Annotated in this window: 17 protein-coding genes; 10 read left to right on the forward strand and 7 right to left on the reverse strand. The window is 42.1% G+C overall.

Going from position 1 to position 14104, the window contains the following annotated elements; genetic code table 11:
* Positions 1-139 precede the first annotated feature (139 nt).
* The 4 genes from NXS09_RS04345 to uvrB all read right to left on the reverse strand — a co-directional run bounded on the left by NXS09_RS04345 (position 140) and on the right by uvrB (position 3935).
* Entirely contained in the window at positions 140-358 is a 219-nt protein-coding gene (locus tag NXS09_RS04345; protein WP_259291339.1) for a hypothetical protein, read from the reverse strand.
* A 246-nt stretch (positions 359-604) separates the two neighbouring features.
* Positions 605-742 (reverse strand): hypothetical protein, encoded by a 138-nt coding sequence (locus NXS09_RS04350; protein WP_259291340.1) that lies wholly within the window; start codon positions 740-742, stop codon positions 605-607.
* 16 nt (positions 743-758) lie between these two features.
* On the reverse strand, positions 759-1832 hold the full coding sequence (locus tag NXS09_RS04355; RefSeq protein ID WP_259291341.1) for a hypothetical protein: 1074 nt from the start codon (positions 1830-1832) through the stop codon (positions 759-761).
* A gap of 72 nt (positions 1833-1904) precedes the next feature.
* The gene (uvrB, locus tag NXS09_RS04360; RefSeq protein WP_259291342.1) at positions 1905-3935 is read right to left on the reverse strand and encodes an excinuclease ABC subunit UvrB; all 2031 of its coding nucleotides are present in this window, start codon (positions 3933-3935) and stop codon (positions 1905-1907) included.
* 526 nt (positions 3936-4461) lie between these two features.
* On the opposite strand from uvrB, the gene hfq reads away from it, so the two are divergent.
* The 10 genes from hfq (at position 4462) to NXS09_RS04410 (ending at position 10855) form a co-directional block, all read left to right on the forward strand.
* Complete coding sequence (gene hfq / locus NXS09_RS04365; RefSeq protein ID WP_259291343.1) at positions 4462-4743, forward strand: RNA chaperone Hfq; 282 nt, start codon at positions 4462-4464, stop codon at positions 4741-4743.
* A 71-nt stretch (positions 4744-4814) separates the two neighbouring features.
* Positions 4815-5378 (forward strand): tRNA 5-(aminomethyl)-2-thiouridylate-methyltransferase MnmM, encoded by a 564-nt coding sequence (gene mnmM, locus NXS09_RS04370; RefSeq protein ID WP_259291344.1) that lies wholly within the window; start codon positions 4815-4817, stop codon positions 5376-5378.
* A gap of 116 nt (positions 5379-5494) precedes the next feature.
* Positions 5495-5866 (forward strand): SirB2 family protein, encoded by a 372-nt coding sequence (locus tag NXS09_RS04375; protein ID WP_259291345.1) that lies wholly within the window; start codon positions 5495-5497, stop codon positions 5864-5866.
* Positions 5867-5879: 13 nt separating this feature from the next.
* Positions 5880-6383 (forward strand): 2-amino-4-hydroxy-6-hydroxymethyldihydropteridine diphosphokinase, encoded by a 504-nt coding sequence (gene folK / locus NXS09_RS04380; protein WP_259291346.1) that lies wholly within the window; start codon positions 5880-5882, stop codon positions 6381-6383.
* A 135-nt stretch (positions 6384-6518) separates the two neighbouring features.
* Positions 6519-7166 carry a deoxynucleoside kinase gene (locus NXS09_RS04385; RefSeq protein WP_259291347.1) on the forward strand — a complete coding sequence of 216 codons (648 nt, stop codon included), beginning with the start codon at positions 6519-6521 and terminating at the stop codon, positions 7164-7166.
* A gap of 112 nt (positions 7167-7278) precedes the next feature.
* Positions 7279-7563 carry a hypothetical protein gene (locus NXS09_RS04390; RefSeq protein WP_259291348.1) on the forward strand — a complete coding sequence of 95 codons (285 nt, stop codon included), beginning with the start codon at positions 7279-7281 and terminating at the stop codon, positions 7561-7563.
* Between the two features lie 324 nt (positions 7564-7887).
* Positions 7888-9408, forward strand: coding sequence for a succinyl-CoA:acetate CoA-transferase ScpC (gene scpC / locus NXS09_RS04395; RefSeq protein WP_259291349.1), 1521 nt, complete (start codon positions 7888-7890; stop codon positions 9406-9408).
* Positions 9409-9620: 212 nt separating this feature from the next.
* The gene (locus NXS09_RS04400) at positions 9621-9932 is read left to right on the forward strand and encodes an ElaB/YgaM/YqjD family protein (protein ID WP_259291350.1); all 312 of its coding nucleotides are present in this window, start codon (positions 9621-9623) and stop codon (positions 9930-9932) included.
* A 265-nt stretch (positions 9933-10197) separates the two neighbouring features.
* Positions 10198-10617 carry a phage holin family protein gene (locus NXS09_RS04405; RefSeq protein WP_259291351.1) on the forward strand — a complete coding sequence of 140 codons (420 nt, stop codon included), beginning with the start codon at positions 10198-10200 and terminating at the stop codon, positions 10615-10617.
* Positions 10607-10855, forward strand: coding sequence for a hypothetical protein (locus NXS09_RS04410; RefSeq protein WP_259291352.1), 249 nt, complete (start codon positions 10607-10609; stop codon positions 10853-10855). Before NXS09_RS04405 ends, NXS09_RS04410 begins: the two co-directional genes overlap by 11 nt.
* Positions 10856-10913: 58 nt before the next feature.
* On the opposite strand, the gene NXS09_RS04415 is transcribed toward NXS09_RS04410, so the two are convergent.
* The 3 genes from NXS09_RS04415 to NXS09_RS04425 all read right to left on the reverse strand — a co-directional run bounded on the left by NXS09_RS04415 (position 10914) and on the right by NXS09_RS04425 (position 13977).
* Positions 10914-11645: a hypothetical protein gene (locus NXS09_RS04415; RefSeq protein ID WP_259291353.1), complete on the reverse strand. Its 732-nt coding sequence runs from the start codon at positions 11643-11645 to the stop codon at positions 10914-10916.
* 144 nt (positions 11646-11789) lie between these two features.
* Positions 11790-12815 (reverse strand): Eco57I restriction-modification methylase domain-containing protein, encoded by a 1026-nt coding sequence (locus NXS09_RS04420; protein WP_259291354.1) that lies wholly within the window; start codon positions 12813-12815, stop codon positions 11790-11792.
* A gap of 172 nt (positions 12816-12987) precedes the next feature.
* Positions 12988-13977, reverse strand: a complete 990-nt coding sequence (locus tag NXS09_RS04425; protein ID WP_259291355.1) for a restriction endonuclease — start codon at positions 13975-13977, stop codon at positions 12988-12990.
* Between the last annotated feature and the right edge of the window lie 127 nt (positions 13978-14104).

The raw sequence follows: 14104 nt of genomic DNA on the forward strand, positions 1-14104 counted from the left end.
TGTAGGGGCGGATTATATATCCGCCCGCTGTTTATGAATAGACAAGCGTTGGGGTGTGTTGATATGGTTTTTAACCCAAGTGGATTGTTGTTTGCTTTATGCTAGGAAATGCCTATGCGGGCGGATATATAATCCGCCCCTACACATGGTAGCGAATAGTTGCCGTATTTGTATTGCCAATATTCAAGGCCGTCTGAATATTATTTTCAGACGGCCTTGATGATTGATAAAGGGGGAGTGTGATTGGATTATTCCAGATTGGTACTTGCGGTATAAAACCTTTGTAGGGTGTGAGGCGCAAGCCACGCACGCGGCTTGTTTGTGATTCAGATAACGCGTGCGTGCCGATGGCACACATCCTACGCTTGCAAATGATTTGAATATATATGTAGGGGCGGATTGCATATCCGCCCGTTGTTTATGAATAGGCAAGCGTTGGGGTGTGTTGATAGGGTTTTTAACCCAAGCAGATTGTTGTTTGCTTTATGGTAGGCAATGCCGATACGGGCGGATATATAATCCGCCCCTACAAAGGGTGATGAATGGTTGCCGTATTTGTATTACCGATATTCAAGGCCGTCTGAAGATTGTTTTTCAGACGGCCTCATGATTGATAGAGGGTGAGTGTGATTGGATTATTTTGAATTGGTACTTGCGGGGTAAAACCTTTGTAGGGTGTGTGGCGAAAGCCACGCACGCGGATTGTTGGGATTCGGGCAACGCGTGCGTGCTGATGGCACACACACTACGCTTGCTGCTTAAAGGGTATAGCTTGTTCCAAATCCATTTTTTAACCATTCATTCCATACTTTTTCTACCTCGTACTTCACATTATCATCCACTCCATCTAAGACATGATTCTTTAAATTAGTTAAGCGATCTATTTTTTCTTCATCAGAACTGGGTGGTGTAAATTCCCATAGATTCTCCTCGATTAAAGAGAGAATTTTTTCTGATGACTTCGTATCAAAACTATTTTCATCAAAGGATACACTCATTTTCTTATCATCTCGCCATACAAAAGGAAAACATCTAAAAATTAATTTTTTTAATGCTTTATCATCTGTTACCACCATCAACTCTCCTGCTGGTTGGTAATTATTCTGTAATAAGTTAGGAATAGCTAACCAAAATAATAAGTCACCTGCTCTATTACGGAAATATTTCTCTTCCAAAGAATTCTCACCTTTTTGACTAGGTTTAATACTCATAAAATCTGATAAATAAGAATAAGCAGATTTATTATCATTAACCATCTTAATATTCTTATTTTTATTTAAGAATTCAGCCAAACAGCAAAGCATAATAAGACTAGAAAAACACGGTACATTTTTATCCTTTAACTGCTGCACTAATTCAAAAGGCTTTTTATCATCTTTTTTTGCAAAAGTTATTCTATATAAAAGTACAATGTATAAATAAGACATCATCCAATCTGTTCGGATTTGCTTTTCATTATTGATTAATAACTGCTCAATTTTTGAAGAAAACCCATTTTCAAATGGTATCCCTAAATCTTTAAATGGTTTAATAAATGAATCCGTACGATTAACAATATCGGTAGTATATTTTTTATTTGATAAATATTGTTCTACAAATGCCAAATAAAGCGAAACATTTATTCCTACACGATCTTTTTCATGTACTTTAATCTTCTCTATGTTATCAATTTGTTGAATATCTTTTAACCAATTATTTGGTTTAACAAGGGCATTATTATCAAGAATAAGTTCTAGCATAGAACTTTCTCGTTTTTTGTTACAATATAGCCATATAAAGCAGGTACCTGAGGGTAATTCAATACATCTTTGTTCATAAGGTATATAAGTCATAATATTATCCTTTTTTGCTAGATTTTAAGAACCACTTTTTGAGTAAAATAAAATTTTCTAAAACATCGTTTTCTACTCACTCCCAAACAACAACCCCTCTTTAATCCCCCGAATCTTATCCCTTAAAACAGCCGCTTCTTCAAACTGCAAATCCCGTGCCGCTTGTTGCATGGCTTTTTCGAGTTTGGCGATTTCTTTTAAGGCGTCTTCTTCGTTGTGGATTTCGCCGATTTTCACTTTGTCTTTTTTGCTCTTGCCTTTGCCTTTACTGCCGGTTTCGTCGTGATATACGCCGTCGATAATGTCTTTTACCTGTTTGGTAATCTGTTTCGGTACGATGCCGTGTTCTTCGTTGAATTTTATTTGTTTTTCGCGGCGGCGTTCGGTTTCGTCTATGGCGGCTTTCATGGAATCGGTGATTTTGTCGGCATAGAGGATGGCGAGGCCGTTTACGTTGCGGGCGGCGCGGCCGATGGTTTGAATCAGGCTGCGGTGGCTGCGGAGGAAGCCTTCTTTGTCGGCATCTAAAATGGCGACTAGGGAAACTTCGGGAATATCCAAGCCTTCGCGCAATAGGTTGATGCCGACTAAAACGTCGAACAGCCCCAAGCGTAAATCGCGGATGATTTCTACGCGCTCTACGGTGTCGATATCGCTATGCAGGTAGCGCACTTTGATGCCGAGTTCGCTGTAATAGTCGGTGAGCTGTTCGGCCATGCGTTTAGTGAGGGTGGTCACGAGTACGCGTTCGCCTTTTTCGATGCGCAGGTGGATTTCGCTGAGCAGGTCGTCCACTTGGGTGGCGACGGGGCGGATTTCGATTTGAGGGTCGACCAATCCGGTGGGACGGACGACTTGTTCGACCACTTGGCCGGCGTGTTCGGCTTCGTATTTGGCGGGGGTGGCGGATACGAATATGGTTTGCGGCATGATTTTTTCAAATTCGTGGAATTTGAGCGGGCGGTTGTCGCGGGCGGAGGGCAGGCGGAAGCCGTAGTCGACCAGATTTTGTTTGCGGCTGGCGTCGCCTTTATACATGCCGCCGATTTGGGTGACGGTAACGTGGCTTTCGTCGATAAACATAATGGCGTTATCGGGCAGGTAGTCCATCAGAGTGGGGGGCGGTTCGCCTTCTTTTTTGCCGGAAAAGTGGCGGGAATAGTTTTCAATGCCTTTGCAAAAGCCCATTTCGTAGAGCATTTCGAGATCGAAGCGGGTGCGCTGTTCGATGCGTTGGGTTTCGACGGGGCGGTTTTCTTTGGTGTAGAAGTCGATACGCTCGCGCAATTCTTGTTTGATGCTTTCGCAGGCGCGTAATACGGTTTCGCGCGGGGTTACATAATGGCTGGAGGGGAAAACGGTATAGCGGCCGACACGTTGCAGGCTGCCGCCGGTGAGCGGGTCGAAGAGGTCGAGGCGGTCGATTTCGTCGTCAAACAGGCTGATGCGCAGGGCGTTGTCGGAGCTTTCGGCGGGGTAGATGTCGATAACGTCGCCGCGCACGCGAAACGAACCGCGCTTGAAATCTGTTTCGCCGCGTTCGTATTGCATGGAAACGAGGGTGGAAATAATGTCGCGCTGTTCGATGGTGTCGCCTTCTTTAACGGATAAAACCATTTGTTGGTATTCGGTGGGGTCGCCGATACCGTAGATGGCGGAAACAGTGGCAACGATAATCACGTCGTCGCGGGTCATGAGGTTTTTGGTGGCGGAAAGGCGCATCTGTTCGATGTGCTCATTAATGGCGGAATCTTTTTCAATAAACAGATCGCGGCTGGGCACATAGGCTTCGGGCTGATAATAGTCGTAGTATGAAACGAAATATTCCACCGCGTTTTCGGGGAAAAATTCGCGCATTTCGGCATAAAGCTGGGCGGCAAGGGTTTTGTTGTGCGCCATAATAATGGCGGGGCGGCCGCTTTGGGCAATCACATTGGCCATGGTGTAGGTTTTGCCCGAACCGGTTACGCCGAGCAGGGTTTGGTAGGCGAGGCCGTCTGAAAGCCCTTCGAGCAGGCCGGCAATGGCGGTGGGCTGGTCGCCGGCGGGGGGGAACGGCTGGTGTAGTTTAAACGGGGAGTTTTCGTATTGGATAACTTGCATGGCGCGCTTTGATGTGATGGCGGAAACTTTGAATTATATCGCCAAGCAAGCCGATGATTCTAGGGCGTTGGCGGATGGGGGCGGGAAAGATGGACGGCCGGTAAAGTATTGCAAATTATAGAATGGGCGATTGATAGAAAATGGGCCAGGCAGTTTTCAGACGGCCTAACGGGGATTGTTTGCCTTGGGGGTAAAAAACGGCTGGAAGCGGTATCGGTTATTTGTGTTTTTTACAACGCTTATCTAAAGCCGATATTTCAGACGGCCTTTGGCTGAATCAATACAGATATTTAGCAAATTTTCTATGCTTTTTAAATATAAAGATATTTATTTCAAATAAATATGTGAAAGCATATTTGAACTTTAAAGATTCATACCTATCTTATTACAGACGCTTTATCAAACCATGTTGCCAATGTTTGCATATTATTACGGATAAAGGGTTGGTAAAAATATGCATAAAAAGCTAAAATCGGCACATGTTTTTCCCGAAAATTTTAGAACCATAATAACGGAGTTGAAAAAAATGACCACTAAAGGACAAATGTTACAAGATCCTTTTCTCAATGCATTAAGAAGAGAGCATGTTCCGGTTTCCATTTATTTGGTAAACGGCATTAAATTGCAGGGGCAAGTTGAATCGTTCGACCAATATGTTGTTTTGTTGCGTAACACATCCGTAACACAAATGGTATACAAACATGCGATTTCTACCATTGTTCCTGCCCGCGCAGTAAGTTTGCAGCATGAAAACAAACAGCAGGGTGCTGCGCCGGTACAGGTCGAAACAGGCCAAACTACCGCCTAACAGCGGGTACGGAAAATACCTTACCTTTTATCGGTAAGGTATTTTTTATCGTTTTTTCAGACGGCCTTGCCATGTATTTAACCAATATCCTGCCTTTTGCCCATTATTTGCTGTCGAATGCCGTGCACGCGGGCGATACGGTTATCGACGGCACCGCAGGCAACGGCCATGACACGCTGGCTTTAGCGCAGATGGTAGGGGCAAACGGCAAGGTTTGGGCGTTTGATATACAGGCGCAGGCTTTGGCGCAAACCGCCGCCCGTTTGGCGCAGGCAGGGGCGCAGGCTCAGGTGGCTTATATTCAGGCAGGCCATGAAAGGCTGGCGGATTATGTGGCCGAACCGGTTGCCGCCGCCATTTTTAATTTCGGCTGGCTACCGGGCGGGGACAAAACATTAACCACACAGGCCGATACCAGTATCCGTGCACTGGAATCGGCTTTGCATTTATTGAAAAACGGCGGATTGCTGGCGGCGGTATTATATCCGGGGCATGAGGCAGGGAATAGGGAGGCCGCAGCGGTGGAGAAATGGGCGGCTTTATTGCCACAACAACACTATAGCGTATTAAAATACGGTTTCATTAACCGCCGCAACCGGCCGCCTTATCTGCTGGCTATTGAAAAGCTGAAATAAAATATTATGATGAAATATATTTTATGCAATCAGCTTGTGATTTGATATGATGCTTGCCCTTGAACCGGGATGAGGTTCGGCGGGATAACCACAACCAATAATATAAGAAATATTTTATGCAATATTTAATTGTCAAACACAGCCACATCACTTTTGTGGTGCTGACTATTTTCCTATTCAATTTGCGCTTCTGGTTACGTTTTATCCGCCCTGAAAAACCATTGCCGAAAATTTTAAAAGTGATTCCGCATATCAACGATACGCTGCTGTTGTTTACCGGCCTTTGGCTGATGAGCATCACCCACTTTACCCCGTTTGGCAATGCCAATTGGCTGGGCGTGAAATTATTATTGTTATTGGCTTATATATTTTGCGGCGGGTTTACCTTCCGCGCTGCGCCGCGTAGTGCAAGATCATGGTTTGGCTATGTATTGTCGATGGTGTGCGTGTTTTCCATTGTTTATTTAGCGTTAAACAAACCGTTTTAAGGCCGTCTGAATTATGGCAAAACCTTTCCCCCATACTGCCGTGATTGCATTGGGCAGCAATCTGGAAGACCCTGCCGGGCAGGTGCGCTCGGCATTGGCGGTTATCGGCGCCCATCCGCATATTGAAATACAGCGGGTGTCTTCACTGTATATCACTGCGCCGGTGGGCTATACCGGACAGCCTGATTTTGTGAATGCCGTTTGTATGGTGGCAACCGATTTGGGTAGCCATGAATTGCTGGCGGTGTTAAACGGTATCGAACATGATTTCGGCAGGGTGCGTAGTTTTCGCAATGCCCCGCGTACTCTCGATTTGGATATGATTGATTATGACGGCGAAAGCAGTAGCGATCCGAATCTGACCCTGCCGCATCCGCGCGCGCACGAGCGCAGTTTTGTGATGCACCCGTTGGCCGAAATTGCCCCTGATTTTAGATTGGGCGGGCATGGCACGGCTGCCGAATTGTCGGCCGCATTGGGCGACGACGGCATCCGTATTATGGAACCAAACCGATAGGCGGAATGGTCGAAAGCATACCATCGGGTATGGGCTTAAACCGATGGCTTTGGTAGTTAAGATTTTTCATTTAAGCGCGGCTTATAGGCCGTCTGAATATTGTTAAACAGGCAGTTATAGGAAAGAGCATTAAATATGCATCATCGTTATATTGTAGTGGAAGGTTCTATTGGCAGCGGTAAATCGGCGCTCAGCCGCCGCTTGGCAGAGTATTTTGACGCATTGCACCTCACCGAAAGCCCCGAACGCAACCCTTTTTTAGAACAGTTTTATCTGAATGCGGCCAACCACGGCTTGGCAACCGAGCTTTATTTTTTAATGCGTCGTGCCGAAGCCGTGGATTTGATTAATGCCGAAGAAGAAAAAAACGAGCGCATTATTGCCGATTTCCTATTGGAAAAAGATCAGATTTTTGTGCCGGTGGTGCTTAACGGCAGCGATCCGGCCAACGAACAAACCTTGTTTTGGCAGATGAAGCGCAAAGTGATGCCCGAATATCCCGTGCCCGATTTGGTGATTTATTTGCAAACCTCCGATGAAAACGCCCAAAAGCGTTTGCAAAAAAACGGCGGCGGCATACTCAATTTATTCCCGTCCGGCTATTTGAGTCAGATTCAAGATGAATACCGCCGCTTTTTCCATCTCTATCAAAATGCTCCTCTGTTGATTGCCAATGCCGATGAATTGGACTTTATCAACAACGATGATCATTTTGAAATGCTGTTGCGTGCCATGAGCGATATGCAGGGCAGCCGCCATTATTTGAATTTAAGCGAAAACTAAATCGAGCCTTGTGTTTTATTTTTCAGCATAGTTAATGCGGCATATATGATTGAATGATTCGATTTGAAACTATATCATTTAATTTACTTTTATTTTTCAGACGGCCTCTTTTATGAATAAAGAATTACTCGGGATTATTTTTCTGCCAGCCGGCGTAATCAGCATGAGTATGGCCGGTTTGTGGCAAATGTATGTGATGATGACGGAAACCTATACCCTCAACCGTTTTAAAGATAAGCAGTTGCTCTGGGTGGTCACAGCCCTGTTTTTCAGCTTCAGCTTGGCGGTTTATTGGTTTTGTCCGAATGCGAGGAAAAAAGGCATTATTTTCGCCGTTCTTTCGGTTGGCGGGGCGTTGATGTATTTCCTAGCCAAAATCTGGCTGCCGTTTCAATAAAACAAACTGCTATTGGTTGGCCGTATATTTTTATTATGATGCTTATGATTTGATATTTTTATATCGAAGGCCGTCTGAAATAATTTATTTCAGACGGCCTTTTGGCAATATTATGCGGTGATAAGCGGTTTTTTATGCAATTTCAATCAATTCTAACGCTATTATTCAAGTTCCTTCCCTATACCTTCTTTACAGCATAAAACCTTTATTATATATTGCTTGAGAATCGGCTAAGCAATATTACACTGGAGCCGTTAACCTGAATATTAATCCTAACGGTCGCCGCTTAAGCGGTTGCCGGATGTTTCAAGAGGAGACACTTATATGACTGCCAATGCAGAACGCGTACAACATGAAGGCTTGCGTGCCAAAATTATGTCGGCCGAACAGGCGGCAAGCTTTATTAAAGACGGCATGAATGTCGGCATCAGCGGCTTTACCGGTGCCGGCTATCCGAAAGCCGTTCCGGCCGCTTTAGCCAAACAAATGGAAGAAGCACACGAGCGCGGCGAAAAATTTACCATCGGTATGTTAACCGGTGCTTCTACCGCAGCCGATTGCGACGGCGTTTTGGCACAAGCCAAAGGTATTCATTTCCGTACTCCTTTCCAATCAGATCCCACCTTGCGCAACAGCATTAATGCCGGCGAAGTGAATTATGTCGATATGCACTTATCGCATGTAGAACAACAAGTCCGCTTCGGTTTCTATGGCAAAATGGATGTTGCCCTGATTGAAATCACCGGTATTTTGCCAGACGGTCGCATTATTCCTTCTATGGGTGTCGGCACCAATAACGAATGGATGAAAGCCGCCGATAAAATCATTCTCGAAGTAAACAGCCGCCAACACATTCTGCTGGAAGGCATGCACGATATCCATCCTGATATCGGCACCCCGCCCAACCGTAAACCGATTCCGTTGGAAAAACCCGATGGCCGCATCGGTACCCCTTATTTTGAAATCGATTTGAATAAAGTTGTGGCCGTTGTGGTTACCGATCTGCCAGACCGCAATAGCAAATTCGCCGACCCCGATGAAAATTCCAAACGCATCGCTTCGCAAATTATCGACTTCTTCTCACACGAAGTAAAAGCAGGCCGCCTGCCGGCCAACCTGTTGCCGTTGCAATCAGGTGTGGGTAACGTTGCCAACGCCGTATTGGCCGGCTTGCAGGACAGCCCGTTTGAAAACCTTTACGGCTATACCGAAGTGTTGCAAGACGGTATGCTGGATTTGATTTTAAACGGCAAAATGGTTTCCGCTTCGGCAACCGCATTGTCATTCAGCCCGGATGCCTTGCAACGCTTTAATGACAATATCGAAACCTTACGCAGCAAAATTATTCTGCGCCCGCAAGAAGTCACCAACCATCCCGAATTAATCCGCCGCTTGGGCGTAATCGGTATGAACGCCATGATTGAGGCCGATATTTTCGGTAATGTGAACTCTACTCATGTGATGGGTACCCGCATGATGAACGGTATCGGCGGTTCGGGCGACTTTACCCGTAATGCGTTCTGGTCGTTCTTCGTGAGCCCGTCGGTAGCCAAAGACGGCAAGATTTCATGTATCGTACCGATGGTTTCCCACCACGACCACACCGAACACGATGTGATGTTTATCGTAACCGAACAAGGTATGGCCGACTTACGCGGCAAAGCACCGCGCCAACGCGCCAAACTGATTATTGAAAACTGTGCGCATCCGGACTACCGCGATATGTTGAAAGACTATCTCGACCGTGCCGAAAAAGCCGGCGGCCTGCATACGCCGCATATGCTCAACGAAGCGCTTTCATGGCACCAACGCTTTGTTGAAACCGGTGATATGCGTATTAAATAAATTTTAATATCTATGCTGATAAAAACCCTCTGAAGCTCTTGCTTAAGAGGGTTTTATTATGAATTTATTTTATTATTAACATAATTTAGCCTATTTAAACATTTGAATCATATTGAATAATCAAATTTCAGGCATATTTAAAAGACTGGCAGAGATTTTTGCCGTATCTGAGTTCCAACCCCAATCCAAATTCAAACAGCTAGGAGAATCCTATGAAACAAGATTTTGAAAGTCAAAAAGATGCATTGATGAAAGAAGTTCGTTCAGTATTGAATGATGTTGAAGAACTTTATAAAAATGGCGTAGATAACGGCACCGAAGAAGCCAAAGCATTAAAAGCTAAATTACAAGATAAATTAAGCTCTGCCAAATCAAAATTGTCTGACTTTGAAGATCAGGCAGCCAGAAGAGTAAAAGATACAGCCAGACAAGCCGATGAATTGATTCAAGACAAACCCTACTATGCAATGGGTTTTGCCGCATTGGCCGGATTGGTTGTCGGCGTATTGCTCAACCGTCGTTAATCTTAGCAATAAAGGCCGTCTGAAAAAGCCTTTCAGACGGCCTTTAAATATTATCGCCGTATCCCCAAAGCAATAAATATCTATTATCAAGATTATTTTAAAATTTATTCCCGTTCGGATATCATGCTGCATTAATCATACCGATATCCCGATTGAAGCTAATCCGGTAAAAATAGATTATAATTTTCGAATATATATAAACTATGCCGCATAGCCGCCGCCATTATTTTTCAGACGGCCTCTATATCTTTATCAAAGGATAATTATGAGCTTAAAACAAAAATTCAGCCACATGCAGATACTACTTAACCAAGGTGCCGATTTATTGGTTTTGCGCTTGCGGATGCTGCAAATTGATTTAAGTGAACAGGCAGCAACCATCGTTAAAATTTTCGCTTCCGTCGTATTCATGGGCGCGTTGTTTGTGTTAAGCATGATTAGTCTTTTGCTCGGCTTGAATTATGTATTAGACGATCAGGCTAAAATCTGGGTGTTTTTCGGTATTACCGTAGTATGTCTGCTAATTATTATCTTTATGGTTTCGTGGGCCGTTTCCTCATGGAAGCAGAGAAATGCCCAAGTTGTCGCCACGCTACGCGATATTCAAGAAGATTTAGCTTATTTATCCGGCAAAACACAAGAAAGCAAAGCACAACAGAAAATGGGAGAAAAAGATGGTGAATAAATCCGAACAGCGTCAATTGTTGGAATTAGAAGCCGACTTAATGCGTTTGAAAATTACCGCACAACATTTAAAAATGAAAAAAGCCAACGAGCAGCACAGCGGTCTGGATACCGTTTTAGGCTTAACTGATATTATCCCGACCCATCATCTTTTAAGAAAAAGCCTGTTGTTGCCGCTAAGTTGGAAAAACCGCATATTGGCCGGAGTGGCTTATTTGTTTTGGAAAATGAAAAAATAAATCGCCGTTTTAAAAAAGTTATTTTGTTTGCTGTTTTAAATAGGCTCTTAAATGGGTATTAAGAGTCTATAAACAGATCTTTAAAATTATATTGCCCTATTTTGAGGGGATCACCATTATTAAAAGTAAAGACGGTGAGTCTTGATGCATCATCGAAAAAAGGTGTTGTACGGCGTTGGTTATATAGAATAAAGAACTTATTGCCTGATAGTTTACATAGATTATCAAGAACCCTGAAGTTGGCAAAATCTTCTCTGTAAGGAACCCATTCATCCAAGCCTATATATGACCTCTTCAGTTCTAGAATGACAAGTAATTGTTTGCTTTTTTCTTTTATTAAGTCTATATCGGAAACCACTATATCACTTCCTAAACTACTTCTTTGCCAGTCATGATAGGCACTACTTGTTTGACTATTGACAGCTTTATTCGCGATATTATTTTTAATATTTAATCCATAGCTGGAATAGAGTTCTTTCATTTCATTTAAATTCAAAGTTTTTTCAGGTAAATTATTCATTGCCACTAACATGGAATCAATCGATGAAGCTTCGCTATCAAAACAAACCCTGATAAGCGGTAGCTTTGCTTCTTGGGCTATTCTATTGGTTAGTTCTAGAATTTTTTCATCAGCTTGCCATTTTTTATTATGGGCCAGAACGATAATCTTAGGCTCGCTAAGATGGTTTGCATAAACCAGAATCCAAGCATTTTGAGAAACAAAATGAAAGCGGTTTAAATGGTTTTGGATAATCTTTTCATAGATAGCATTTGTTTTATAGTATGACATAAACTTATCTTATTTTTAGAAATCAAGGGTTAAATAATATTTCAAAATAGGAACCATAAAAAATTGAGTATTATTTTTTTTTGAATTCATACTAAATATTATAATTTAATGATGTAGTTTTCTATTTATCAGGGGTCGATATCGTTAATTCATAGGGGCTACTTTATTTTCAATAAAGTCTATTTCGGTTTGATTTAATCCGTATTTTTTATAGAGTTGTTGATCGATTTCCGATATTGATTTAGTCCAGTCTATATCGGAATGGCAGGTAAAGTTTTGAAGAGGCACTTTTTCCCATTTATTTCTAGGGTTGTCTTGTGTGATTTTTAAAACCCCAAGCATAACGCGGGTAAATTTAGATTTTATATATTTCAGTGTATTTTGGGCTTCTATTTCACTATCGAAAGCGCCAATAGAGATAAATGTTTGAGTAAAACCGATTAAAGGTCTGCCAACAAAGGGGGAGCTAAGCGGTTCTCCTAGTTTTCCGTTACCATTTGCTTTAGGCAATATAACTTTCCATTTATCAAATGCAAAAGGCTCGTTTAGGTAATCCTTGCGAATATAATGTAGCGCCCGCTTATGTTGGAACCTGCCTAAAACAGCAACATATTCGTGTTTATCATTTGGTTTTTCAGGATAGAATAATATATTATGTAATGTGGTTAGAGCATTTGTTCCAACATCATTAGGGTGGTTTTTAGATAGGATTTTGATCACTTCCGGGTAATCTTCGTGCATTTTGGGTGTGAATTTATAAATACCTTGCCCCGATATGATACTGCTCATTGTTGCATTTGTAAGTTTCGATACTTTTTTTACAATATGGTTTAGCACTTTAAAGACTGTAAATGTACCTATTTCGCCGAAGTTTTTATCTTTATCTCTATATATGATGGCAACACCGCCTTTAATATCTGTGTTTTGAAAGACATTGGCGGAGTTTTGCTCATAATATTCTACATTTATATGTTTATCAGACAGCATTTTTTTATTCCAATTTCTGTCTGTACTACCTGCATTAAATAGGAAGCGGGCAGGTGATATTAAGCAATACTTAAAGCCGGCCTTTTCTGCCAGATCATAAAAATAATGATAAATCGAGTCGTCACGAGTATCTTCACGGCTTTCTTGGTAGGGTGGATTGCCTACTACAACATCAAATTTCAATTTTTATATCCTTTAAAAAGCTCGTTATATTTTTTGGAAAGCCTTTCCTGCTTCTTAGCACAAGGGGGAGTGTTTAGGTGAGCGATATGGATGTTATTCATAGTTTGTGCTTAAAATGAAGAAATATCTTCTAACTTCATATCTTTTGTATTAGCTTGCCGTATCATCATTATTATTGATTATTTTGATTTATCGCTTTATCAAAGAACGCCATCTTTTTCGTATCCCAGTTCATGATTTTTACCCGTATGCCTTTTGTAATCCGGTTTTTCTCGGAGTCTGTATTATCAAACAGTACCAATTGATTTTTAAAAGTTTTTTCTTTTTTGTTTGATAGCGGAATGATATAGTTTATCCCATCCATTTGAAATATATTGTAGCTAATTATTTCTGCAATTTGTTTCAATAAGCTGTTACTAGGTTCTTCAAACCATTTCGCCATGTAATAGTCTCGGTATGTATAGAGTAGATTTTCACGGGCTAATAGCAAAGAGTCTCCGCTCCATTCAAAGCCATAACTTGCTTGATAGGCTTTTTCAACCATTAACTGCCACTCGGCTTTGTTATCAATCTCGGCATTAATTCTTTGGAGTTTGCGATCAATAAAACCAACTCTATCCAAAAGATTTATGAGTCTGCCTGTTTCCATATCGTAGCGGCTTGCCATATAGGGTGCTTCTCCACAGGTTATTTCCAGCCATTTACGTTTAATATAGGTTTCTAAGTCGTCATTTAGATAATTAGCATCTATGGCATCGTTTTGTTTTTTAACGATCCATGTTGGCGTGAATACTTCAGCCTTTGATTTAGTACGCTGTTTTTGTATGAATTGTGATTTTAGCACTCTAGGCATAATAATTTGCCCCATATCACCAGTGATTAGCTCCGGCTTAATTTGAGAAGTGGCCGTATAGTGCTTTTGGCCATATTGGATATAGTTTTGGGTGGCCCAGATAATATTTTTTTTATGTTTAGACGTAGATGTGGTTCTATCAATGAGTAAAAGATTAAGAATATCGGGCATTTGCTCACGGATGATATTTTCAGATATATCGACGGAACTAAGTTTAAGGATAGGTTCATTGTTATAAGGGGGCGCGCCACTATCTTTGTTATCGTAAGTGGAAGAATCAAAAAGACAAGGTTTTTTTAAATTTGTCATATATCTTCTTTATTGCGGTTCGTCATATCGTTATTTATTCGGTTTAATAAGCTGTAATCAGGCATGGGGCGTTGTAATTTTCAAAGCAGTTTATTATTTTAGTTATAGGTAATCTGAGGCCCTGTTT

This window comes from Neisseria montereyensis, assembly GCF_024834045.1.
GTDB lineage: Bacteria > Pseudomonadota > Gammaproteobacteria > Burkholderiales > Neisseriaceae > Neisseria > Neisseria montereyensis.

Coding starts and splice junctions, on each gene's coding strand:
- NXS09_RS04385 (WP_259291347.1), top strand. CDS start 6,519: ATGCATCATCGTTATATTGTAGTGGAAGGTTCTATTGGCAGCGGTAAA.
- NXS09_RS04390 (WP_259291348.1), top strand. CDS start 7,279: ATGAATAAAGAATTACTCGGGATTATTTTTCTGCCAGCCGGCGTAATC.
- uvrB (WP_259291342.1), bottom strand. CDS start 3,935: ATGCAAGTTATCCAATACGAAAACTCCCCGTTTAAACTACACCAGCCG.
- hfq (WP_259291343.1), top strand. CDS start 4,462: ATGACCACTAAAGGACAAATGTTACAAGATCCTTTTCTCAATGCATTA.
- mnmM (WP_259291344.1), top strand. CDS start 4,815: ATGTATTTAACCAATATCCTGCCTTTTGCCCATTATTTGCTGTCGAAT.
- NXS09_RS04410 (WP_259291352.1), top strand. CDS start 10,607: ATGGTGAATAAATCCGAACAGCGTCAATTGTTGGAATTAGAAGCCGAC.
- NXS09_RS04355 (WP_259291341.1), bottom strand. CDS start 1,832: ATGACTTATATACCTTATGAACAAAGATGTATTGAATTACCCTCAGGT.
- folK (WP_259291346.1), top strand. CDS start 5,880: ATGGCAAAACCTTTCCCCCATACTGCCGTGATTGCATTGGGCAGCAAT.
- NXS09_RS04425 (WP_259291355.1), bottom strand. CDS start 13,977: ATGACAAATTTAAAAAAACCTTGTCTTTTTGATTCTTCCACTTACGAT.
- NXS09_RS04415 (WP_259291353.1), bottom strand. CDS start 11,645: ATGTCATACTATAAAACAAATGCTATCTATGAAAAGATTATCCAAAAC.
- NXS09_RS04400 (WP_259291350.1), top strand. CDS start 9,621: ATGAAACAAGATTTTGAAAGTCAAAAAGATGCATTGATGAAAGAAGTT.
- NXS09_RS04375 (WP_259291345.1), top strand. CDS start 5,495: ATGCAATATTTAATTGTCAAACACAGCCACATCACTTTTGTGGTGCTG.
- NXS09_RS04405 (WP_259291351.1), top strand. CDS start 10,198: ATGAGCTTAAAACAAAAATTCAGCCACATGCAGATACTACTTAACCAA.
- NXS09_RS04345 (WP_259291339.1), bottom strand. CDS start 358: ATGTGTGCCATCGGCACGCACGCGTTATCTGAATCACAAACAAGCCGC.
- scpC (WP_259291349.1), top strand. CDS start 7,888: ATGACTGCCAATGCAGAACGCGTACAACATGAAGGCTTGCGTGCCAAA.